The organism is Bradyrhizobium sp. U87765 SZCCT0048 (assembly GCF_018131225.1).
Classification (GTDB): Bacteria; Pseudomonadota; Alphaproteobacteria; order Rhizobiales; family Xanthobacteraceae; genus Bradyrhizobium_A.
Genome location: NZ_JAFCMM010000001.1, coordinates 2122560 through 2145167, shown reverse-complemented (window position 1 = coordinate 2145167; position 22608 = coordinate 2122560). Strand labels below are relative to the sequence as shown.

21 protein-coding genes are annotated in these 22608 nt (G+C 66.3%); 8 read left to right on the top strand and 13 right to left on the bottom strand.

What is annotated here, in order from left to right:
- Window positions 1-4 precede the first annotated feature (4 nt).
- Entirely contained in the window at window positions 5-532 is a 528-nt protein-coding gene (locus JQ639_RS09470) for a winged helix-turn-helix transcriptional regulator (RefSeq protein ID WP_211965858.1), read from the top strand.
- Here JQ639_RS09470 and JQ639_RS09465 read toward each other — a convergent pair.
- Complete coding sequence (locus tag JQ639_RS09465; RefSeq protein ID WP_211965857.1) at window positions 516-5159, bottom strand: autotransporter domain-containing protein; 4644 nt, start codon at window positions 5157-5159, stop codon at window positions 516-518. The genes JQ639_RS09470 and JQ639_RS09465 overlap by 17 nt on opposite strands.
- A gap of 1077 nt (window positions 5160-6236) precedes the next feature.
- Here JQ639_RS09465 and JQ639_RS09460 point away from each other — a divergent pair.
- From JQ639_RS09460 to JQ639_RS09440, 5 genes are all read left to right on the top strand, one after another.
- A complete protein-coding gene (locus JQ639_RS09460; protein WP_211965856.1) occupies window positions 6237-7718 on the top strand; it encodes an MFS transporter in 1482 nt (493 codons plus the stop codon).
- Between the two features lie 2 nt (window positions 7719-7720).
- The gene (locus tag JQ639_RS09455; RefSeq protein WP_211965855.1) at window positions 7721-9244 is read left to right on the top strand and encodes an FGGY family carbohydrate kinase; all 1524 of its coding nucleotides are present in this window, start codon (window positions 7721-7723) and stop codon (window positions 9242-9244) included.
- Between the two features lie 63 nt (window positions 9245-9307).
- Entirely contained in the window at window positions 9308-10939 is a 1632-nt protein-coding gene (locus JQ639_RS09450; protein ID WP_249123035.1) for a glycerol-3-phosphate dehydrogenase/oxidase, read from the top strand.
- A gap of 1 nt (window position 10940) precedes the next feature.
- Window positions 10941-12488 (top strand): FAD-binding oxidoreductase, encoded by a 1548-nt coding sequence (locus JQ639_RS09445; RefSeq protein WP_211965853.1) that lies wholly within the window; start codon window positions 10941-10943, stop codon window positions 12486-12488.
- 8 nt (window positions 12489-12496) lie between these two features.
- Window positions 12497-13084 carry a glycerol-3-phosphate responsive antiterminator gene (locus JQ639_RS09440; protein ID WP_211965852.1) on the top strand — a complete coding sequence of 196 codons (588 nt, stop codon included), beginning with the start codon at window positions 12497-12499 and terminating at the stop codon, window positions 13082-13084.
- 50 nt (window positions 13085-13134) lie between these two features.
- Here JQ639_RS09440 and JQ639_RS09435 read toward each other — a convergent pair whose 3' ends face one another.
- The 10 genes from JQ639_RS09435 to JQ639_RS09390 form a co-directional block, all read right to left on the bottom strand.
- Window positions 13135-13509, bottom strand: coding sequence for an antibiotic biosynthesis monooxygenase family protein (locus JQ639_RS09435; RefSeq protein WP_211965851.1), 375 nt, complete (start codon window positions 13507-13509; stop codon window positions 13135-13137).
- 150 nt (window positions 13510-13659) lie between these two features.
- Window positions 13660-14865: a multidrug effflux MFS transporter gene (locus JQ639_RS09430; protein ID WP_211965850.1), complete on the bottom strand. Its 1206-nt coding sequence runs from the start codon at window positions 14863-14865 to the stop codon at window positions 13660-13662.
- Window positions 14866-14909: 44 nt separating this feature from the next.
- Window positions 14910-15383 carry an SRPBCC family protein gene (locus tag JQ639_RS09425; protein WP_211965849.1) on the bottom strand — a complete coding sequence of 158 codons (474 nt, stop codon included), beginning with the start codon at window positions 15381-15383 and terminating at the stop codon, window positions 14910-14912.
- Complete coding sequence (locus JQ639_RS09420) at window positions 15380-15637, bottom strand: SRPBCC family protein (protein ID WP_211965848.1); 258 nt, start codon at window positions 15635-15637, stop codon at window positions 15380-15382. The genes JQ639_RS09425 and JQ639_RS09420 overlap by 4 nt, the downstream gene beginning before the upstream one ends.
- Before the next feature lie 77 nt (window positions 15638-15714).
- Entirely contained in the window at window positions 15715-16125 is a 411-nt protein-coding gene (locus tag JQ639_RS09415) for a VOC family protein (protein WP_211965847.1), read from the bottom strand.
- 123 nt (window positions 16126-16248) lie between these two features.
- On the bottom strand, window positions 16249-16779 hold the full coding sequence (locus JQ639_RS09410) for an SRPBCC family protein (protein WP_211965846.1): 531 nt from the start codon (window positions 16777-16779) through the stop codon (window positions 16249-16251).
- 25 nt (window positions 16780-16804) lie between these two features.
- Window positions 16805-17212: a DoxX family protein gene (locus tag JQ639_RS09405; RefSeq protein ID WP_211965845.1), complete on the bottom strand. Its 408-nt coding sequence runs from the start codon at window positions 17210-17212 to the stop codon at window positions 16805-16807.
- A 193-nt stretch (window positions 17213-17405) separates the two neighbouring features.
- The gene (locus tag JQ639_RS09400) at window positions 17406-17837 is read right to left on the bottom strand and encodes a VOC family protein (RefSeq protein WP_211965844.1); all 432 of its coding nucleotides are present in this window, start codon (window positions 17835-17837) and stop codon (window positions 17406-17408) included.
- Window positions 17838-17915: 78 nt separating this feature from the next.
- Entirely contained in the window at window positions 17916-18473 is a 558-nt protein-coding gene (locus tag JQ639_RS35530) for an SRPBCC family protein (RefSeq protein WP_211965843.1), read from the bottom strand.
- A complete protein-coding gene (locus tag JQ639_RS09390) occupies window positions 18457-18804 on the bottom strand; it encodes an ArsR/SmtB family transcription factor (protein ID WP_211965842.1) in 348 nt (115 codons plus the stop codon). Before JQ639_RS09390 ends, JQ639_RS35530 begins: the two co-directional genes overlap by 17 nt.
- A 198-nt stretch (window positions 18805-19002) precedes the next feature.
- Between JQ639_RS09390 and JQ639_RS09385 the strand changes: the two genes are divergently transcribed.
- Complete coding sequence (locus JQ639_RS09385; RefSeq protein WP_211965841.1) at window positions 19003-19455, top strand: phage tail protein; 453 nt, start codon at window positions 19003-19005, stop codon at window positions 19453-19455.
- Window positions 19456-19483: 28 nt separating this feature from the next.
- Here the strand turns inward: JQ639_RS09385 and JQ639_RS09380 are convergent, their stop codons facing one another.
- Window positions 19484-20146 carry a DNA-3-methyladenine glycosylase I gene (locus tag JQ639_RS09380; RefSeq protein ID WP_211965840.1) on the bottom strand — a complete coding sequence of 221 codons (663 nt, stop codon included), beginning with the start codon at window positions 20144-20146 and terminating at the stop codon, window positions 19484-19486.
- On the bottom strand, window positions 20143-21024 hold the full coding sequence (gene ygfZ / locus JQ639_RS09375; RefSeq protein ID WP_211965839.1) for a CAF17-like 4Fe-4S cluster assembly/insertion protein YgfZ: 882 nt from the start codon (window positions 21022-21024) through the stop codon (window positions 20143-20145). The genes JQ639_RS09380 and ygfZ overlap by 4 nt, the downstream gene beginning before the upstream one ends.
- Before the next feature lie 185 nt (window positions 21025-21209).
- On the opposite strand from ygfZ, the gene JQ639_RS09370 reads away from it, so the two are divergent.
- Window positions 21210-22544 carry a dihydroorotase gene (locus JQ639_RS09370; RefSeq protein WP_211965838.1) on the top strand — a complete coding sequence of 445 codons (1335 nt, stop codon included), beginning with the start codon at window positions 21210-21212 and terminating at the stop codon, window positions 22542-22544.
- The last annotated feature ends 64 nt before the right edge of the window (window positions 22545-22608 follow it).

Here is a 22608-nt window from a genome sequence, read left to right as displayed (position 1 = left end):
AGCCATGAATGATCCAAAACGGTCGGGCTGCCCGATCAACCTCACGCTGGAAGTGGTCGGCGACAAATGGAGCCTGCTGGTCATCCGCGACATCATCTTCGGCAACCGCAGGCATTTCCGCGAGCTGTTGACGCACTCCGAGGAACGCATCTCCTCCAACATTCTCGCCGACCGTCTGAAGACGCTGCTGGAAGCGGGCATCCTCACCCGCGCCGACGATCCCACGCACAAGCAGAAGGGCGTCTACAGCCTCACGGAGCAGGGCATCGAACTCTTGCCGGTGATCGCGCAGATGGCAGCGTGGGGCGTGAAGTATCTGCCCGTCACCGAGGAGCTCGGCATCCGCGCGCAGCTGCTGCGCGACGGCGGCCCGAAGATGTGGGCCGAGATGATGGACGAGCTGCGCGAGATTCATCTCGGCATCAAGCGCAGGAAAACGGGCCCCACAGTCGGCGAGCGGCTGCAGAGGGCCTATCAGGAGGTGGTGGCGCGTCGCGGCCGCGGCGACGCGCGCGCTAGAATTTCAGATTGAGCCCCGCACGGAACGACTGGTCGATCAGAGCGCCAGACACCTGGGTGCTATAGGATAGATTGACGCTCGCCTGTGCCGAAACCCGCGCATCGAGCCCGGCCTCGACCACGGCGGCGTCGCGGCTGAGCGGCGTGCCGGCGATGGTGAAGGGGCCGCCATTGGCGAAACTGACCATGGTGATCGGCGTGACCGCGCCGAACGCATGCCGCCAGCCGAGGGTCGTGCGAGCGGTGGTGGAGACGCCGGCGAGGTCGAAGCCGGTTGCGGCGTGCAGGCCGAGCGTCGTGAACGTCGCCTCCGTCGCTGGATTGTAGCCGGCGAGCGCTGCAGCGCCGCCCGCCTCGCGGAAGGTGTCGCTGCCGACATTGACATAGGCGGCGCCCGCGAAAGGCTCGAGGTCGAACCGGCCGACGCGCAGGCGATAACCGAGCTCGCCGAACACCTGCGTGGTCCAGGCACCGTACGAAGCGGTCAGCCGATCGGCGAAATTGGGAAGCAGGATGGTGCGGCTTGCAGCGAGGTCCTGCCAGCTGCCAGCGACGCCGACGCGCAGCGCCAGCGCATGCCATTCGGTGCCGGCATAGAGGCCGACATGGGCGTTGTCGCTGATGCCCGAGGCTCCGAGCTGCGACACGTCGAGCCGTGTCTGGCTGTAGCCGCCGACGAAGCCGACCCGCCAGCCGTCCCCGATGCGCGCGTCGGCACCGGCCAGCACACCGCTGGCGGTGCGGTTGATGCGTGAGGCGTTGCCGTCGCCAGCGAGATGACCCCATGCGCCGAGCGCCTGGCCCCACACCACGATGTCATGATCGGGCGTCCCTGCCGGTTGCCCGCCGTCGGCTGCCGCGTAGGCCATCATCGGCAGCGACGGCGCCCCGGCGGTGGCGAAGGCGTTGCGCAGGCGGTCCATCACCGCGTCGCGCACGATGTGGCTGTCCTGCAGCAGCACGGCGCGGCTGGAGGCATGGATCTCGCCGGAGAACTGGTCGAAGGCGCGGCGTGCGGTCGCTTCGTCCATCTGGAGCACGGCGCTCCAAACCGGGTTGCCGGTGCCGAGCCGGTCGATCGCGCTGCCGGTGGCGCGCTGGTTCGGTGTCACGCCGACGGCGGCGAAATCGGTGCTGTTGCGCGTCAGCGTCAGCGTCACGTTGTGCGCATCGTAGGCGAGGCTCGGCGTCAGGAAGGCGAGATTGGAGCTGAAGTCCGCGAAGGTGCCGGAAAGGCCGCCGGCCGCGGTGAGGAGGGTGTAGCTGGTCCGCAGTCCGTAGTTGCCGCTGCCGGCCAGCACGCTGACCCGGGCGCCGGACAACGTCGCCAGTCCGCTCGCGACGATGCGATCGCCCTGGCCGGCGGCATTGACCTCCGCTTCGTAGATTGCTCCGGGCGCGAACGTGACATTGCCGGCGACAGAGAGTGTGCCGATCGAGTTTCCCGGTGCGATGGTTGCGCCGGCGGCGAGCGTCACCGGCCCGACCGTGCCGTTGCCTTGCAGCCGTGCCCCGCCGTCCACCGTCATCGTGCCGCCGAGCACGCCGTTGACCGCCAGCGTGCCGGCCGTCACCGTGGTCGCGCCGGTGAACGCGCTGCCGTCGCCGCCGAGCGTCAGGCGGCCGTCGCCGCTCTTGGTGAACGCACCGCTGCCGCTGATCGCGCCGTCGAAGCCGAGCGCTGTGCCGCCGGCAGTCGCGATGGTGCCGGCGCCGGTGAAAGCGAGGCCGCGCGCGCTCGAGAAGCTGCTCTGCATGTTCAGCGTGCCGCCGTTGAAGGTAAGGCCGCTGCCGCTGGCGCCGAGATTATTGTCAGCGGAAACCTGCAGTACGCCGCCGTTGATCGTCGTGCCACCCTGATAGGTGTTGGCGCCTGTCAGCACCAGCGTGCCCGCGCCGGATTTGATGAGCCCGCCCGTTCCGCCGACGGTCTGGTTGAGCGTGAACGTGTTCGCCGTGTCGGCGATATCGAACCCGCCGCCGCCGGCCGCCAAGGTGACCGCGCGGGAGGTCGTCGTAAACGACGTGCCGGTGACCTGCAGCATGCCGCCGGTGAAGGTCAGCGCGCCGCTTGCAAGGCCGAGATTGGCGTCCGACGAGACCGACAGGGTACCGCCGGCGAGGATCGTGCCGCCGCTGTAGCTGTTGCTGCCGGTCAGCACCAGGGTGCCGCCTCCGGCCTTGCCGAGCGCGGTGCCGCTGCCGTCCGTGATCGTCGATGCGATCGTGGCCGAGATGTTGCTGTCGACATTGAACACGCCGGCATTGCCGCTGGCCGGGGCGATCGCCAGGGTGCCGCCGCTCAATGTGTAACCATTGGTCGAGAACTGCAGGGTGTCGAAACTTTGCGTGCCCGCCACCGTCACCGTGCCGCCGGCCGCGCCGGCGAACACGCCGACCGATCCGCCCCACGAGCCGTTGATCGCCGCCTGTCCGGGTTTGCCGGTCCAGTTGGTGCCGCCCGCGCTCCAGGTTCCTGCTCCGCCGTCGACGGTGCCATTGCCGGTGCTGTCGCTACCGTCCCAGAACTGCAGGTTCTGTCCGGTGCCGAGCACCGACAGGTTGACCTGGCCCGCAATGCTGGTCTCCAGCTGCGCATTGGCGATGGTGAAGCCGGAGGTGGTGGAGCTGAGGGTGGTGGCCGCGAAATTGCCGGACAGCGTGCCGCCATAGGTGAACAGGCGGTAGAAGCCCGCCGCGGCGATCCGCGCGTCCAGCGTGCCGCCGAGCGTCAGGTTGGTGTTGACGCGCACGAGGTCGTTGCCCGTCGCGGGATTACTGCCGCCGACCACCCCTGGGGTGTTGAGCTCGAAGATCGAGGTCGCGCCGGCGTTGAGCGTGAGGTTTCCCGCGACGGTCAGCGTGCCCGGCGAATTGCCGGCCGACAGCGTCCCGTTCACCACGGTGGAGGACACCGTGCCGGAGCCGCCAAGCAGAGCCCCCGCCGCGACGGTGACGCCGGAAGAGGCGGCGATCGAATTGTTCACGTAGAGCGAGCCGCCGCTCACCGTGGTGGCGCCGCTGTAGGTGTTGTTGCCTGAGAGTGTCAACGCGCCCGTGCCGACCTTGGTCAGTGCGCCGTCGCCATCGATATGGCCGGCGAACGTGGTGTTGCGGTTGTCGGTTCCTGTGGTCAGCAGGCTCGCCGCACTCAACTGGACGAAGGAGCCGCTGCCGCCGGCCAGGGATCCGAGGGTCTGATTACCCCCCTGCATCAGACCCGAACCGGTGTCATGCAGCGTAATGCCCACGGACGTCGACAGTCCATTGGCCGTGCCGAGGCTGAAAATGCCGCCGTTGTAGACGTCGATCGTCGGCGTATTCAGCAGGGTGCCGCCACTCGTCACACGCAGCACGCCGTTGTTGACGACAGTCGATCCGTAGTAGCTGTTGACGCCGTAGAGATCCTGGTAGCCGGTGCCGGTCTTCACCAGGCCGCCCGTGCCGGTGATGTTGCCGAAATACCCCGTGTTCTGGTTGGCGCCGCCGACCGTCAGTGTCGCCGAGCGCAGGGCGATCGTTGTCGCGGAATTGCCGTTGATGCCGCCGACGCTCTGGTCGAGGTTGTTCAGGTCGTAGGTGCCGCCCCATACGATCAGCGTGCGCGTCGCGGATATCGCGTTGGCCGCGCCCATCAGCAGCGTGCCGGCGTTCACGATGGTATCGCCGCCGTAGTTATTGGCGCTGCCCAGCGTCAATGTGCCCGTGCCATTCTTGGTCAGGCCGCCGGCACCTGAGATCACGCCCGCGAAGGTGGTGCTGGTGTTGTCGCTGCCGGCGGCCAGCGTCTGCCCCGAGGCGATGACCACATTGCCGCTGCCGGCAAGCGAGCCGACGGTTTCGCTGGTATTGAGATTATATGTTCCATCGACCGTGAGCCGAGCGCTCGCCAGCATGGTGGTGCCGCCCGAGGTCGTCAGGGTCGCACCGCTATCCACCTGATAGGCCTGGATACTGCTCCCGGTACCCGTCCAGGTGGTGGTTCCCAGGAATTCGAGCAGGCTCGCGCCCACGATGCTGCCGGCATAGTTGCCGCCGTTCACGGTGATCTGGGCGTTGAGGCTTCCGACCGTGCCCGCCCCCTGCAGGTTGCGGAGTCTTCCGGCATAGACATTGAAGTCAAGTGTGGCATTCGCGGCCACGGTGGTGCTGGCGAAGGTGGAGGGCGCTTCGCCGAATTGCCAAGATCCCGCCCGCACATAGCCGCCGTCGATGGACAGCGTGGGCGGACTGCTGATCGAATTGCTGGTGAACGCATTGACGACGATGGTGCCCTGCTCGCTGGCGGAGCCGAGGTGCAGAATCGCATTCTGGCCGAGTCTGCCGATGTTGACGCCGACAGAGCCGCCATTCTGGGCCGAGAGCGTGCCGGACTGATTGTCGTCGACGTTGATGGTGCCTGAAATGCTTGCGAGCGAGGCCGCAGCGCTCAGCTGACCGCCCTGCAGGTAGATCGGCGACGCGAACTGGTTGGGGCTGGAAATCACCTGATAATTGGTGATGTAGGTCTGGGCATAGCCAGCGCGGGTATCGACGGCCAGCCAGGCGGCGGTCGCCAGCAGCGCAGCGCGCCACGCGCGTACGACTCCAGCCCTGGAGGCATGAAAATTGCGGGACGTTGATGGGCCCGTCGTCGGCATTCGCGCCATGTTGTCAACCACGTCTTCTGAAGATCCGCAGCTGCGGAATCCACGCCTCAGTTGCAACACTTGTTACTTGAGCTCCGTCCGGCAGACAACGGATCGGACGAAAGCATGCAGCAATTGGACGCTATCGTACCAAGGTACCGCGACGGGGCTTCCGCGCAGGCGGCCTGGTGCGGGTGCTGTCCCGGCGCGAGACATGCAGGCTGAGTTCTGCAGGAAGCCGCACGCCGACAGAGCGCGCGGTGTTCCTTCAAGTCGGTGCGTGCCTGCTATCGCAGCTCGGAGACCAGCTTGCCCACTCGGCTTCGCTTCAGGCGTGCGAGGTGCTGGTGCGCACGTTGCCCATCGACGGTGAGCGCGAACGTACTGATGTGATCGCCGAGCGGCGCTTCGGCGATGACGAGGACGTCATGCGCCCTGTCCTGAGATCGATCTCCTTGATTTCGACGTCGAGCCGCCGCACGAGTCTTCGCGCGACTTCGCTGCGTTTGGGCGCGTCTCCTCCTTCAGGCGTACGTGCGATCGCCTGCCGCGCAACGGGGCCTGTGTGCTCTGTGTCGAAGTTGCGACGGCGCCACAAAGGTCGGCGCCGGAATTGAGACTGCCATGCCTGCCGACGGCATGACCGCTGCCCGTTCGCCACGATGGCGGCGGTTCTCCCCGATCGAGGGCAGCTTGCGGAAGACGGCGCGATCTCGATCAGGCGAGAATGGCCACCGGCATGTTGCACGCGCACGCGACATCGACCGGAACTCGCATCATCCGGGATTCAAGCCGCTGAGGACCGCAGCTGAATCCGAACGATGGCGCTACCTCGAGGGGACGGCATACACCCATATGATATATGCCCGCCGCGGACGATCGGTGGGCTGGCTGACCTTCATTTGCCGGTCGCCGGCTGCGTGAAGCACTGGCATGGGGACGGAATGGGCCGTGTCGTTGACATCCCCTCCGCTTTCTGCCTAGTGTGCAGGCACAGAAGCAAGATTGAAGACTATCTGTAAGATAGTCTCTTGCTATGCCTTCCACGCAAAAGACCTTCTTACAGATGCATCTGGGGGAAGGTCGTCCATGCAAGGCAATAGTTCTACATCCACGTCATCCAAGCCCACGAAGCTCCGCGGTATCGATGACGTCATCGCGTACATCGACGCGCAGACCGGTATCAGCGGTCGCGCCGGCATTGTCTGGTGGCTCGCGCTCGGCGGGCTGTTTCTCGACGCGTTCTCGAATTCGGCGCTGAGCGCCGGCCTCGGGCCCATGACGCGCGACCTGCATCTCACCGCCGCGCAGGTGGCGCTGCTCACCTCGTTCGCCTCCTGGGTCTCGATCGCCTTCAACCCGATCGGCGGCTGGATGGCTGACCGTTGGGGCCGTGTGCGGCCGCTGGTCATCGCCAAGGTGCTGGCGATCGTCGGCGCTGCGTTGGTGATGTTCGCTTCACATTTCGAAGTGATCCTTGCCGGCCGCTTTTTCGTCGGCGCGGCCTATGGCATCGACTTCGCGATCGCCATGGCGGTGCTCGCCGAATTCACGCCGGTGCGCTTCAAGAGCCGCCTGAACACCTGGCAGGGCATGTGGTACACGGCGGTGTGCAGCAACCTGCTGCTGGCGCTGCTGTTCAATTCGTGGAATGTCGGTGACGCGATCTGGCGCTATTCGGTGGGCGCGACCGCGGTGTTCGCCGTGGTCATCCTGGTGCTGCAGTTCGCGCTGCTGGTGGAGAGCCCGGTGTGGCTTGCCCGCAAGGAACGGATCGTCGAGGCCGCGCAGGCGATGAGCCGCATCTACGGCCGGCCGTTCGAGGCCGCGCCGAAGGCGGAGTGGATTCCGGTGGCCAATCAGGCGCGTCGTGGCCTCGCCAACGTGCTCCTGATCTTCCGCGGGGTCTACCTGCCGCGCACCGTCCTCGCGGCCACCGTGCAGATCGGCCAGTCGATCCAGTACTTCGCCATCGGGTGGTACCTGCCGCTGATCTCGGCCGCGATGTTCGGCAAGGACTTCGTGTTCGCCACCCTGGGCGCGCTGATGTTCAACGTGTTCGGCATCTTCGGCGGCTTCATGTCGCCGACCATCGGCCGGGTGTTCGGCCTGCGTGTCGCCTCCGCCGTCGGCTTCGCCGCGGTGTTCGTGATGCTCGTGATCCTCGGCCTGTTCAGCGACAAGCTGCCGATCTGGCTTGCCGCGATCGTGCCGTCGCTGTTCATCCTGTTCCACTCCGGCGGCCCCGGGGCCAACGGCAAGAGCCTGTCGTCGCTGTCGTTCCGCGGCGAGCTGCGAGCCGGCGCCAACGGCGTGATCGGCGCCCTGGGATCGACCGGTGCGGCGCTCGGCCTCCTGGTCTTCCCGCTGTTCAAGGAATGGTATGGCCTGAACCACACCTTCCTGATCCTGTCAGTGGTGCCGCTGATCGCCAGCATCATCTGCTTCGCGATCAAGTGGGATCCGACGCGCACGACCATCAACCCTGATACCGAGGTTGGTGCGCCGCAGTTCGAAGGCGACAAGGTGGCGGCCTCCGCCACGCTGCAGCCCTCGGCCACCAGGACCTGATCATGACGATGTCGCGCGATGTGATCCTGGCCATCGACGAGGGAACGTCCGGCACCCGTGCCGCGACGGTCTCCGCCGACGGTGAGGTCACCTGCCTCGATTACATCGGCCTCTCGGTCGACACGCCGCGTCCCGGCGTCGTCGAGCAGGACGCCGATGCGATCCTGGAGAGGACGCTCAAAGTCTGCCGCGCGACCATCGCCCAGGCAGACAAGGAGGGCCAGCGCATCGTCGCGCTGGCGCTCGCCACCCAGCGCGCCACGGCGGTGCTTTGGGACAAGGCGACCGGGCGGGCGCTCGTGCCCGCCATGGTCTGGCAGGACACCCGCTACGCCGCGGATCTCGATCGTCTCGCCCCCGCGTGGGACGCGACGCTCGCCCGGGAGGTCGGTCGTGCCGGCGGTGTGCGCTCGCCCTATCTGTGGGCGGCACGGCATCTGCAGGAGACGCCGGCGGTGGCGCAGGCGTTCCGCGACAAGCGCCTCGGCTTCGGCACCGTCGACACCTGGCTGTTGTGGCACCTGTCGCGCGAGCGCGTCTATGTCACGACATCCACCAATGCGGCGTCGGCCGGCGCCTACGTGCTGGCCGAGCACCGCTACCAGCGCGGCTGGCTCGATGCGCTCGGCTTTCCGCAGGACCTGCTGCCGGAGCTGCGCGCCGATGCCGGCGATTTCGGCCGTACCGATCCGGCGCTGCTCGGCATCGACGTGCCGATCCTCGCCAGCATGGGTGATCAGCACGCCGGCGCCATCGGCCTTGGCTGTCTCGATCGCGGCCAGGCGATGTGTATTCATGGCACCGGCAGCTTCATCGATCTCGTCATCGGCGACGCGCTGCCGCCGAAGGCCGGACTCTATGCCGGCACCACCACCATGGTGGCGCGCCGCGTCGGTGATGCCTCGCAGTTCGCGGTGGAGACGTTTGTCGCCACCACCGGTTCGGCGCTCGACTGGATCTGCGACAAGCTGCGCTGGTTCGAGAACGCCGCCGAGATCAGCCGCTTCGCCGCCGAGGCCGATGGCGCCAACGGTGTCATCTTCCTGCCGGCGCTCACCGGCCTGCGGGTGCCGCAGATGCAGCCCCATGCCCGCGCCGCGCTCACCGGCATCTCGATGGCCTCGACCCGCGCCGAGGTCGCCTATGCCATCCTCGAAGGCATCGCTCATTCCGTGGCGAGCTGCGTCACGGCTGACGAGGAGGTCTCCGAAGTCGGCGTTTCAGAGCTGATCGTCGGCGGCGGCCTCGCCTCCAGCGAGCCTTTGCTGCAGATGCAGGCCGATCTGATCGGCGTGCCGATCCGCCGCAAGCCGAACACTGCCCGCGCCACCTTGCGCGGCATCGCCTTCCTGGCCGGATCGACGGGCCTGTTCGGCACGCAGCTGCCGCGGAGCACCGCGGCGCATGCCGACGAGCGCGTATTCGAGCCGACGATATCCGCCGACCAGCGCGCCGCGCGGCGCAGCTTGTGGCACGCCCGTGTCCGTTCGGAACTGGAGCATGCGGCTATGCCGCGCGCCGATTGAGTTGAGAGATCTGCGACGATGAGTTTCTTTCCTGCCCGAAAGCCCGCCCGTGACCGTGCTGCCATGACCACGACCGAGCCGTTACGGTTCGTGCGCAGCGAGCAGCTCGACCGCCTCGCGGCCGAGCGCTTCGACATCCTGATCATCGGCGGCGGTGTCACCGGCGCCTATGCGGCACTCGACGCCAGCCTGCGCGGCTTCCGCGTCGCGCTGGTAGAGAAGGATGACTTCGCTTCGGGGACGTCGTCGAAGTCGTCCAAGATGGTGCATGGCGGTCTGCGTTACATCGAGCAGGGCAACCTCGACCTCGTCCGCCACTCGCTGCTCGAGCGCCAGCGGCTGCGCCGCAATGCCGGTCATCTGGTGCAGCGCCTGCCGTTCCTGTTCCCGATCCTGAAAAAGGACGGCGTGTTCGACCAGCGCCTGGCGAAAGCGTTCGAGAGCCTGCTGTGGACTTACGACCTTGCCGGCGGCTGGCGCGAGGGCATCCTGCATCAGCGCCTCAGCAAGGCCGAGGTGCTGTCACACTGCCCGACCTTCCGGGAGGACAATCTTGTCGGGGGCCTGATGTACTTCGACGCCCGCGTCGACGACGCGCGGCTGACGCTGACGCTGGCGCGCACCGCCGCCTTCCATGGTGCGGCGATCGCCAATCATACCAAGGCAGTGGAGATCACTCGCGACGCCCATGGCAAGGTCGACGGCGCCATCGTCCATGCCGACGGCCGGGAGATCGCCGTGCGCGCCAGGGCCGTGGTGATGGCCACCGGCGTGTGGCTGCGCGACTGGACCGGCATCCGCAAGGGTGAGGCGAAGACACTCGAGATCCGCCCGGCCAAGGGCGTTCATGTCGCCATTCCCTGGCTCAAGATCCGCAACGACTGCACCGTCACCATTCCGGTGCCCGGCCGCAGCCGCCGCGCCACCATCACTCGCTGGGGCAACGTCTCGTATCTCGGCACCACCGACGAGGACTACACCGGCGACCTCGACGACGTGATGTGCACCCGCGAGGAACTCGACTTTCTGCTGGAGGGTGCGCGCTCGGCGCTGAAGACGGACCTCACGCCCGACGACGTCGTCGGCAGCATCGCCGGCTGTCGGCCACTGGTGGCGCCGCCCGGCGGAAAGACGCTGGAGATCAAGCGCAACCACAAGATCGATATCGCTGATGACGGGCTCATCACCATCGTCGGCGGCAAGCTCACGACCTCGCGCCACATGGCCGAGCAGACCATTGACGCCGCCCAGAAAGTGGTCGGCCGCTCGGCGCGCTGCCAGACCAAGAAGGCCTATCTGCTCGGCGCCGCCGGCTACGACGCCCAGGCGATCGTCGCCTCGGGCGGGCTACAGGCCCATCTCGGCGAACGCTACGGTACCGAAGCGCGCTTCGTCAGCGACATCCTGCAGGGCGATCCGACCCTGACAGCGCCGATCGTCGAGGGCCTCGCCTACAGCGAGGCCGAGGCGATCTATGCCGTCCGCCACGAGATGGCGGGCAGCGTCGACGACGTGCTGTCGCGCCGCACCCGCGCCCGCCTGATGGCACGCGATGCCTCCGCGCGCGCGGCCGTGCGCGTTGGCGCCATTCTCAAGTCCGAACTCGGACTGTCCGACCAGATCGTCGCGCAACAGGTGAGCGACTATGTCGCCAGCGTCGCGCGGGAAAAATCCGTTCTCATGGGAGCCAACTGATATGCTGAGCAAAGAGGCCATCCGCCGTGGCTACAACCGCGGCAAGTACGTGGTGGGCGCACACACCCCGCCGGGCTGGGTCGCGCGGGTGAAGGAGGCCGGCACTGAGGCCGGCCTTCAGCGCGCGCCGATCGCAGTCGGCGACGATATCGTCGCGGCTCTGCGCAAGGCGTCCGACGAGGTACTGACCGCGACCGCCGATGTCGTCGGCTGGACGCGCGACTGGTGGGCCGGCTCGATGATCACCGAGACCGCCGGCAAGCCGGCGACGCCGAACGCGGTGGTCGTCAAGGTGTCGACGGTGGCGCAGGTGCAGGAGGTGATGCGCATCGCCGACCGCGCGTCGCTGCCGGTCACGGTTTCGGCCGGCCGCAGCAACGTCACCGGCGCGGCGCTGCCGCTGCGCGGCGGCATCGTGCTCGACCTCTGCCAGCTCAACAAGCTCGTCGACTTCGACAAGGACAGCCAGATCGTCGAGGTCGAGGCCGGCCTGTTCGGCGATATCTTCGAGGAGACCATCCAGCGCGACTACGGCATGACCATGGGTCACTGGCCATCGTCGTTCGCCATCAGCACGGTCGGCGGCTGGATCGCCTGTCGCGGCGCTGGCCAGCTCTCGACCCGCTATGGCAAGATCGAGGACATGGTTGTCGGGCTCGACGTGGTGCTGGCGGATGGTCGCCTCATTACGGTCGGCGGCTATGCCCGTGCGGCGCTGGGCTCGGACCTGCAGCAGCTGTTCATCGGCTCGGAAGGCACCCTCGGCGTCATCGTGCGTGCACGCCTGCGCCTGCATCGCCTGCCGGACTACGGCCGGGCCATCGCCTATGGCTTCAAGACCTTCGCCGTTGGCCTGGAGGCCTGCCGGCAGATCATGCAGCGCGGCGCCAATCCGGCGGCGCTGCGGCTCTATGATGCGCTGGAAAGCGGCCTGCAGTTCGGCCTGCCCGACAGCAACGTGCTGCTGATCGCCGACGAAGGCCCGAAGGAGATGGTCGACGCAGTTCTGGCGATCAGCGAGAAGGCCTGCGCGGAGCTCGGCGACAAGCTCGACGATGCTGTCATCCTCGAGCGCTGGCTCGATACCCGCTACCTCACCGGCAAGAGTGCGGAAGGTTTTACGCCGAGCCCTGGCTTCGTCTCCGATACACTGGAGATGACCGGCCGCTGGCGTGACCTGCCGGCGATCTACGACGAGGTCGTGGCGGCGATCAATGCCGTGCCGGGCACGCTCGCCGGCTCCGCCCATCAGTCCCACGCCTATGTCGATGGCGCATGCCTTTACTTCTCGCTGCGCGGCGAGGTTGCCGTCGACAAGCGTGCCGAGTGGTATCGGGCAGCCTGGGATGCAGCCAACGCCGTGCTGATCAAGTACAACGCGGCGCTGAGCCATCACCACGGCGTCGGCCTTTTGCGGGCGCCCTACATGGCGGAGGCGCTGGGTTCCGCGTTCCCGCTGCTGGAGGCGGTGAAGCGGGCGCTCGACCCCCAGAACCTGCTCAACCCCGGCAAGCTCGGATTGAGTGACAAGACGGAGTCCTCACGCTAAGGAGCGGTATGGACAAAACCCTGGCTGCGCGCCTCGCGCGGCATCCCGTGATTGCGACGCTCTATGGCGCCGACCTGATCGATGACTTCATCGGCAGTGCGGCGGAGATTTCGATCGTCGCCAATTTCGAGCTGCGCAGGCTGCAGTCGGTGGTCCAGGCCCTCATTGGCGCGAAGAAGTATCCGATCGTCAATATCGACAGCTGCGACGGCCTCTCCCAGGACAAGGGAGGGGTCGATTACCTCGCCGAGATCGGCGCCAAGGGCCTGGTCTCGACGCGCGTTGCCACGGTGCAGCGCGCCAAGCGGGCCGGCCTCGTGGCGGTGCAGAAGGTGTTCGTCACCGACCGCTCGACCTTTCCCCGCAGCGTTGCGGCGCTGGAGCAGAGCGAACCGCATCTGGTACAGCTGATGCCGGCGCCGATGTTGCCGCACATTCCACCGCAGTCGCGCAAGGCAATGCCGCCGATCATCGCCTCCGGGTTCGTCTGCGATCGCGCTGGCGTCGTCGCCGCCGTCAAGGCCGGGGCCGTGGCCGTGTCGACCTCCGACAAGGGGCTGTGGAAGCTCAGCGCCCAGGCGCTGCGCGGCGGGTAGCGCGCCGACGCTCACTGGCCTTGCAAGCTGTGCTGGCGGATCCGGTCGGATCAGAAATCGCCGGCCTCATACGCGATCTCATAGGCGCCCGGGCTTGCCTGCTCGATCAGCGGCAGCAGCTGCTCGCGGTGCGCGGCGAACAGCTCGGAGGCGAGCAGGGCCTTCTGGTCGTCGAGAGAATCGAACGCGGTCATCAATACCGCTGTGCGGCCATCGAGTGCGCGGTGCATCCGGCTGCCGCGAAGGCCCGGCACCAGGCCTGCGAAGCGGGCGCGGGCGGAGTCCTGCAGGGCGATGAAAGCGTCGATCTGGCCAGGCTTGACGACGAAGGTGTTGATCACGATCACCGGCCGGCGGCGCGGTGCGTCTGTGGAGGTTGAAGCCGGCAGCGCCAGCGAACTACGGGGAGCAGTCTGGAGATTCATCGGGGTGTCCTTGCCTTGAAGTCGCGGCATAGCCGCCACCATCGCAGAGAACGCTACGACCTCAACCAGACTTGAGGTCAAGGGCCGTCCGGCGGGTTTGGGCAAGGAGGTCGGCGCCGGCCTGGTGACCGGCGCGGACCGGACTTCTGGCTACTCCGCCGGCTGCGGCTCGGTGATGGCGCTGCCGCGCAGCGTGACGATGCTCAGCACCAGGGCGGCGATGGCACACAGTGCGATGATGGCGACCATCGGGCGGGGCGTTCCGTCGAACACCTGGGAGACGATCACGATCATCACCCCGCCAGAAACCATCTGCAGCGTACCGCCGAGGGCGGATGCCATGCCGGCGATCGGGCCGTGTTCTTCCAGCGCCAGCACCATGGTGGCGGGGATGACAAGGCCCATGGCGGCGAAGCCCAGGAACAGCAGCACCATCATCACCGGCAGGCTGTCGACACCGCCGAGATTGAGGCCGAGCAGTGTCGTGGTGAACAGGGCATAGGCCGAAGCGGCGGCGATCACCACGCGGCCCATGCCGAAGCGCTGGCCGAGCTGGGCGGCGAACTGCGACGCGCCGATGAAGCCGATGGCGTTGACCGAGATCGTCAGACTGAAGCTGGTCGGCGTCAGGCCGTAGTGCTCGATATAGACGAACGAGGAGCCGGCGAGGAAAGTGAAGAAGCTCGCCATACCGAAGCCGCCGATGAAGGTCAGGCCGAGGAAGTTCCAGTGGCGCATCAGGTAGCCGAAACTGCCGAGCACGCTGCGGACGCTGACCTCGACGCGTTCGCTCGCAGGGCGGGTCTCCGGCAAGGCGAGCGCCGTCAGCACGAGCGCCACGATGGCGGCGACGGCTGCGGTTCCGAACACCGCGCGCCAGCCGAGCGTCACGATCAGCGCGCTGCCGCCGAGCGGCGCAAGGATCGGTGACACGCTGATCACGAGCATCACCAGCGCCATCAGCTTGGTGGCCTCGATGCCGGTGTGCAGGTCGCGGATGACGGCGCGCGGGATGACCATCACCGAGGCAGCGCCGATGCCCTGCACGAAGCGGAAGGCGATCAGCCAGCTGACGTCGGGCGCAAATGCGCAGCCGATCGAGCCGATCACGAACAGGATCAGGCCGACATAGAGCGGCGGCTTGCGCCCGGCCATGTCCGATACCGGACCATAGACCAGCTGGCAGAGGCCAAAGGCGATGAAGAACGACATCAGCGTCATCTGCGTCGCCGCCGTCGAGGCGTGCAGGTCGGCAGCGATCGTCGGCAGCGCCGGCAGATACATGTCGATGGCGAACGGCCCGACGCAGGACAGCAGGCCGAGGACGATGGCGTTCTTGGTATAGGACGATAACATGAGACGGACTTCCAAATGAGATGGTGCAGCTCCCGCCGCTCCGGTCAGGGAGCTGCCATCAGGAGTGCGAGACGATCGAGAGTTTGCGTCCAGCCTGGCTGCATGCCGTCGAGCATGCGACTGGCATGGGCGATGAGAGCGGTGGCGCGGCTATGGACGATGAGCTGGGTTCCGCCTTCATCGTCGGCGAACGTGACGATTGTGTGGCCGTCCAGCGCGATGCGGCCATCGGTGTCGAAGGCCTGGAGACGGTAGGCGAGGCGAGACAGCGGCATGACGTCGTCGTAGGTCCCGCGCATGGCATACTCGGCGCCGTCGGGACCGCGCATCACGATAAGCAAGGTACCGCCGGCTCGCGCGTCGATGGTGCAGATCGGCGTGGAGAAGCCGTTAGGTCCCCACCATGTCTTCAATTGCCCGGCTTCGGTCCAGGCCCGCCAGACCTGGGCGCGGGGGGCGGCGATCAAGCGGCTCAGGGTCACCTCGGCGACGTCGTCGCGATCGGGCGGCCGGGTCACTGGTTGCGCTCCTGCCGTGCCAGCTGTTCGGCGAGGCGCTCGAAGGCGTTGCTCCAGCCCTCGGTGTGGCCGTTGCGCGCGCCGACCGACAGGAACGGCGCGTGGTGGAAAACCATGCGGGTGCGGCCTTCTTCGTTGGCGAATGTGATGGTGACCACCGTCTCCTCGCCAACGAGGTCGCGTGGCGCGTCGAACATGCGCGTGATCAAAAGTTCGTCGTTGCGGATCGATTTGATGTCGGAAGCGATGGTCATGGGAGATGGTCCGCGCCGCAGAAGGGGACGACGAGAGGCCGGCGCCGGGACGGCGGCCACGGAGCCTCGTGGCGGTGTCAAGCCGGCTTTTCGCAGTTGACCATCCAGGGCGTGCCGAATTGATCGGTCACCATACCGAAGCGTTCGGCCCAGAATGTTTTCTCGATAGGCATTGTCACCGCGCCATTTTCGGACAATGCCTTGAATACCCGTTCGGCCTCGGCCGGGGTATCGACATCGAGCGTGACCGAGAAGCCCTGCATCTGGCGGTAATGGCCGGGAGGCGCGTCGGAGCCCATCAGCAGGCGGTCACCGAGTTTGAGGCGTGCATGCATCACTTTGTTGGCCCACTCGGGCGGCACGTGCGCTTCGGCGGGGCTGCCGGCATGCGGCATCATCATCTCGATCGAGGCGCCGAGGGCCTTCTCGTAGAACTTGAAGGCGGCCTCGCAACTGCCGGGGAAGAACAGGTAAGGGGTGACGTTCACGGGATCCTCCTTGGGAATGATCTTGAAGCCGGAGAACGAGAACACGACGGCGTAGCGCTGGGACAAGGCTCCGGGCGGCATCGGCGTCGGGAGCTTGCGTGGTGACGGCATTGTGTCTTTCCCTTATCGCTCGCAGGCGACTTTCAGCTTGGCAAGGCCTGCCTCGAAATCGTCGCCGACCATGCGATCCATGTTGATGAACAGGTGCATGATCTTGCCGATGTACGGCACCGGACCGTGCATCGCCCACGTCACCGTGGTGGATTCGCCGCGCGGCGCGAAGCTGAACTCGGCGACGTTGTGAGCCTCGAACGGCGAGATGAAATCAAGCTTGATGGCGACCTTCTCCGGCGAGGTGTCGAGGATCTCCATCCGCCCGCTTCCGACATTCTTGTCGCCCTCCCAGGCATACACTGCGCCGCGGCCGCTGGCTGCGCCGCTGTAGGTGCGCTTCATGTCGGGATCCTTGGTCTCGTAGGGAGACCATCGCGGCCACTGGCGAAAGTCGTCGATCATCGACTGGATGCGCGCCGCCGGCGCCGCGATGCTGGTGCTGCGGCTGATCGCGAAAGTGTTGGGACGGCTCGCCGCGTAGATCAGGAACAATGCAAGCAGAATGGCGATGGCAACGGCGATCGTGGCAAGGATGGTCATGTCGAATGCCTTGGTTGAGCGATGGTCAGCGCCGGAACGGAAAAATCTGGCGAAGCTGGGGATCGCGCAGGAATAGCCCGCCCCACATCATGATGCCGAGATAGACGCCGAACAGGGTGTGGGTGAGCAGCGGGCTGCCGTTGAGCACATGGACATAGATGGCTCCGCCGAGATAACCGGTCATCAGTACCGCGCCGAGCACCGACGTCAACGGAATGGCGTAGAGCAGCGTGCACAACAGCGTCAGGATGCCGAGGGTGCGGGCGAGGCTGGTCGGGATGCCGAGTTCGCGCGACGTTTCTATTACGACGTCGAGCGGGATCAGTTTGATGGCACCGTCGAACAGCAGGAACAGAATGACCAGGCCGGACAGCACGCGGCCGGTCCACACCAAGGCGTTGGATTCGGAGGTTGTCGTCACGGCAGTTGTCATGGTTTGCCCCGGGATCTGATGATGGTGAGAGAGGAAACCGGGGCGCGTGGCCCCGGCCGGTGATGGTCAGGCGTGTGCGAGGTAAGCGTCGAGCTGATCGAAGGTACGGCTGATCGAGAAGTCCTGAGCGCCCTGCGACTGGCGAGAGGGATTGTCAGACATGGCGATGATCCTGATTCTCTGACGCCGACGATCAGTGTGGCAGCGCCGGCAGCATGTGGGCGAAGCTCCAGGCGTGGCCGAACGGATCGACCACCTGGCCATAGCGCGCGCCCCAGAAGGCATCGAACGGCGCGGTGAGGACCGTGCCGCCGGCGTCGGCCGCGCGCTTGACGGCCTCGTCGCAATTGGCGACTTCGAGATGGATCACCACCGACGTGCCGTTCAGCTTTGCCGGGGAGACGATCTTGTCGCCGCCCGGGCAATTGGGCAGGTCACTGAAATCGTCGACCACGAAGATACGCATGCCGAGGATCGAAAGCTCGACATGCATCAGGCGCTTGCCGTCCTCGGCAGGCACGCGCATCGTTTCGGTGGCGCCAAGCGCCTTCTTGTAGAATTCGACGGCCTCGGCCGCGCCGCGGATGACGAGATGAGGCGTTACGGCCTGAACGGCAGCAGTCATGGTCAACTCCATCGATGGGCGATGATGCGAAAGAAGTGGAGCGTGGTCGTGGAGATTGGCATCCGCGACCACGAGAAGTCAGCTCGCAGCGAGCAGCATCTGCTCGATACGGTCGAGCGCCGATGCCACGCCGCCCTCGACACCGCTCGCCACATGGGCGTCGCGATCCTCGCGGGTAGCGTGGGCAATCAGGCAGGCATAGTGCGTGCGGCCGTTCGCCTCCGTGAAGGTGACGGTGACGATCGCCTCCTTGTCGTTGTGCGGCGGCACGTCGTAGATCTGGGTGTGGACAAGCCGCTCGGGGCGGACGATCTCGCGGTAGACGCCGGTGATCGGGTGCGGTGTACCGTCGGCACCACGCATCTCGAAACGGAAACGGCCGCCGACACGCAGGTCGATCTCGCAGACCATGGTTTCGAAGTCGTCGCAGCCCCACCAGCGCCGGACATGTGCAGCGTCGGTGACCGCCATCCACACCAGTTCGCGCGGGGCGGCGAAGCTGCGGGTGATCAGCAGCTCGCGGTCGGACGGCAGCGTGAGCGTGAAGTCGCTGGGCCTGTTTGGTCCTGATTCATCGTCGTGATGCGCGCCGGTGCCGACTGCACTCGACGATGTCTTGCTAGCTCTTGCGTCCACGTTCGTCCTCCATGGCCTGCAGTTCACGCAGGTAGTCGTCGAGACGATCGAGGCTCTGCTCCCAGAACCGCCGGTAGTGCGCCAGCCAGTCATTGACCTCGCGCAGCGGTCCGGCCTCGAGCCGGCAGGGGCGCCACTGTGCCTCGCGGCCGCGGGCGATGAGCCCGGCGCGTTCCAGCACCTTGAGATGTTTGGAGACGGCCGGCTGGCTCATCTTGAAGGGCTCGGCCAGTTCCGTGACCGTCGTCTCGCCGAGCGCCAGACGGGCCAGGATCGCCCGGCGGGTCGGATCGGCGAGGGCGGCAAGGGTCGTGGAGAGGCGATCGCTCATTTCTATAAAACCATATGGTTATATAACCTTTTGGTTCTATAGTCATGATGGCGAAGGCCGTCAAGCGGGTGACCGGAGCATCATTTGCGAGAAAAGTTCCGCTCTTGCGCGCTGTGATTGGCGGTGGCTGCGGGGGGCTTCGACTAGGGTACGTCGCCCAATCGATTAGGGCGGGCTATATTTTAAAAGGAGTTTTTGATGAGTATTGATGATGATCTGATCGGAACCATCGTTTTTTCCGCCGGCATCCACACACCACCGAACTGGCTGGCCTGCGACGGAAAGCCCTATCTGCGAAGTGATTTTCCCAAACTGTTTGCAGCTATCGGCACGCTCTATGGCGCCGGCGAGCCCGACGACAAAACCTTCCGTGTTCCCGATATGAGGGGGCGCGTCGCGGTCGCGGTCGGTGGCGCGGATGCGGAGCTGAACCACACGCTGGCATCGCCAGTCGGCAAGGCTACCGCGTCAGTAAACGGCACGACCGGCGGCGCGTCTGGCACACAGCATATGCACGGCAGCGCTCGCGGCGATCTCGAGGCGGGTGATCCGTTCGACTTTACGCCCGGCGGACACAACCACTCGTTCGCGACCGCTTCGTCGACTATTCAACCGGGGCTGATTCTGAACTGTCTCATCAAGGCGAAGTAGGCACCCGCGTCTTCAGATGCGCCGCCCGCTATGAGCGGGCGGCGGGTTTGCGGACCGCAGATTTGGCAGTAGCCTTCACCGACAGCATCTTCGGGCGCTTGGCCTTGCCGCAGGTGGCGTGGCAATGGCAGCTCACGAGATGGTCGTTGACCATGCCGGTTGCCTGCATGAACGCGTAGACGATGGTTGGGCCGACGAACTTGAAGCCGCGCGACGCCAGATCCTTGGAGATCGCGATCGAGACCGGCGTCGACGCCGGCACGCTCTTGGTGGTCTTGAAGGCGTTGACCTGCGGCTTGCCGCCGACAAAATCCCAGAGCAGCTTCGCGAAGCCCGGGCCTTCCTCCATGATCTTGATGTAGGCCTTCGCGCCCGCGATCGTGCCCTCGATCTTGGCCCGGTTGCGCACGATGCCGGCGTCGTTCATCAGCGCTTCGACCTTCTTCGCATCATAGCGCGCGATCTTGTAGGGATCGAAGCCGTCGAACGCTTTGCGGAAGTTGTCGCGCTTGCGCAGGATGGTGATCCACGACAGCCCGGCCTGGAAGCCGTCGAGGATCAGCTTCTCGAACAGCGCGCGGTCGTCGTATTCCGGCACACCCCATTCCTCGTCATGATAGGCGACGTAGAGCGGGTCCTCGCCTGGCCAGGTGCAGCGGATGATGCCGTCGACGTGCTGTTTGCCGGTCATACCGACACCGCCTTGGTCGGGGCGCGGATATCGTCGGGCACGGCGATCTGCACGGCAATGCCGTCAGCGGTGAGCGACAGCCCTGCGTCGAGCGCCTCGCTCGCACGGTCGGTGCGCAGCAGCGCCAGGGCCTTGCCGTCGGCCGAGGATCCCAGCGTGCCGATGGGCTTGTCGCCGGCGGTGATGCTGGTGCCCGGGGCAGGCGCAGTTGCGTCGAGCACGAGGCGAACGGTGCGGGTGCGCGCGGTGCCGCGGTGCTGCATGCGCGACACCACTTCCTGGCCGATGTAGCAGCCCTTGTCGAAATCGACGCCGTGCAGGCGGTCCATGTTGGTCTCGTGCGGGAAGGCATCGCCGTAGGCGAAGTCGGCGCCGCCGCGCGGCACGCCGCAGGCGATGCGATGCGCATCGTAGGCGGCAGGCGGCAACCACGTGGCGCCGATCAGCTGCGTCGCCTTCTCGGCGAGATCCTGCGGCACCAGGATGCGCCACCCCAGCGCTTCGAGACGCGGATCGGGGAAAGCGAGATCAGGCGGTGTGGCCGGCGCGCCGTCCCACACCGCGAGCACGCCGAGGCCTCCCGACAGGTTATCCACCGCGACCTTGGCGCGCAGCTTGTAGAAACCGAGCTTGGTGGCGAGCGCATCCGCCAGCGGCAGCGGGCAGTCGAGCAGAAAGCCGCCGCCGTGGCCGATAGGGGCCTCCGTGATCAGGAAGTCGGCCACGATCTTGCCCTGCGGCGTCAGCAGCGCTCCGAAGCGCGCGACGCCCGGGCGCACCTGATCGATGTCCGAGGTGACGAGATTGTTGAGGAAACTGCGTGCATCGTCGCCGCTGACCTTGATCACCCCGCGATCGGGGAGAAACGCTGATTTCATGAGGTTTCCGTGCGAAATTCGCTTGCCAGATGGTGGTGTGGAACGTAAGTCGCCGAACGGCGTGCGGCAAGGCCCACCCGGCGACGGGCCGGCCTGGAACAGCTCTTATCCGCGTGCCGGCACAGAGAACACCCGTTTTCCGTCGGGCCGCCTGAAGGGCTGCGCGTTCCGGCGCGCGAGGACCGATGACCAGGACTTACGACCTCATTCTCAAGAACGGCACCGTCGTCAATCAGGATGGTGCTGGCGTGCGCGACATTGCGGTGGCGAACGGGCGTATCGCGGCCATCGGCAGCTTCGATGCGGCGCAGGCCGGCGAAACCGTCGATTGCACCGGCCTGCATATCCTGCCGGGCGTGATGGACACCCAGGTGCACTTCCGCGAGCCGGGCCTCACACACAAGGAAGACCTCGAGACGGGCTCGCGTGCCGCAGTCCTTGGCGGTGTCACCGCCGTGTTCGAGATGCCGAACACCAATCCGCTGACCGTGACCGAGCAGGCGTTCACCGCCAAGGTCGCCGCCGGCCATCATCGCATGCACTGCGATTTCGCGTTCTTCATCGGCGGCACGCGTGACAATGTCGATGACTTGCCCGAGCTCGAGCGCGCGCCGGGCTGCGCTGGGGTCAAGGTGTTCATCGGTTCGTCGACCGGCAGCCTCCTCGTCGAGGACGACGAGAGCCTGCGCCGCATCTTCAAGGTCATTCGCCGCCGCGCCGCCTTTCATGCCGAGGACGAGTACCGCCTGAACGACCGCAAGGGTCTGCGCATCGAGGGTGACGCGCGTTCGCATCCGGTGTGGCGCGACGAGATCGCGGCGCTGCAGGCGACGCAGCGCCTCGTGGCGCTGGCCCGCGAAGCGGGCAAGCGCATCCATGTGCTGCACATCTCGACCAAGGAAGAGATCCTCTTCCTGCGTGACCACAAGGATGTTGCCTCGGCCGAGGCGACGCCGCATCACCTGACGCTGGCCGCGCCCGAGTGCTACGAGCGGCTCGGCACGCTGGCGCAGATGAACCCGCCGGTGCGCGACGCCAGCCACCGCGACGTCATCTGGTACGGCATCGAGCAGGGCATCATCGACGTGCTCGGCTCCGACCACGCGCCGCACACCCTCGAGGAAAAGAGCAAGACCTATCCGGCCTCGCCCTCGGGCATGACCGGCGTGCAGACGCTGGTGCCGATCATGCTGGACCATGTCAACGCCGGACGGCTGTCCCTCGCGCGCTTCGTCGATCTCACCAGCGCCGGTCCCGCGCGGCTCTACAATATTGCCTGCAAGGGCCGCATCGCAGCCGGCTACGATGCCGACTTCACGATCGTCGACCTCAAGCGCAGCGAGACCATCACCAACCGCTGGATCGCCTCGCGTGCCGGCTGGACGCCCTACGACGGCGTGCGCGTCACCGGCTGGCCGGTCGGCACCTTCGTGCGTGGTCGCCGCGTGATGTGGGAGGGCGAGGTGACGACGCCGTCGCAGGGCGAGACCGTGCGCTTCCTGGAGACGCTGAAGCCGTAAGGCGCAGCGCTGTCGGTTGCGTCATTGGCGTCACCTCTCCGATCGTCATTCGGGACGCCGCGCA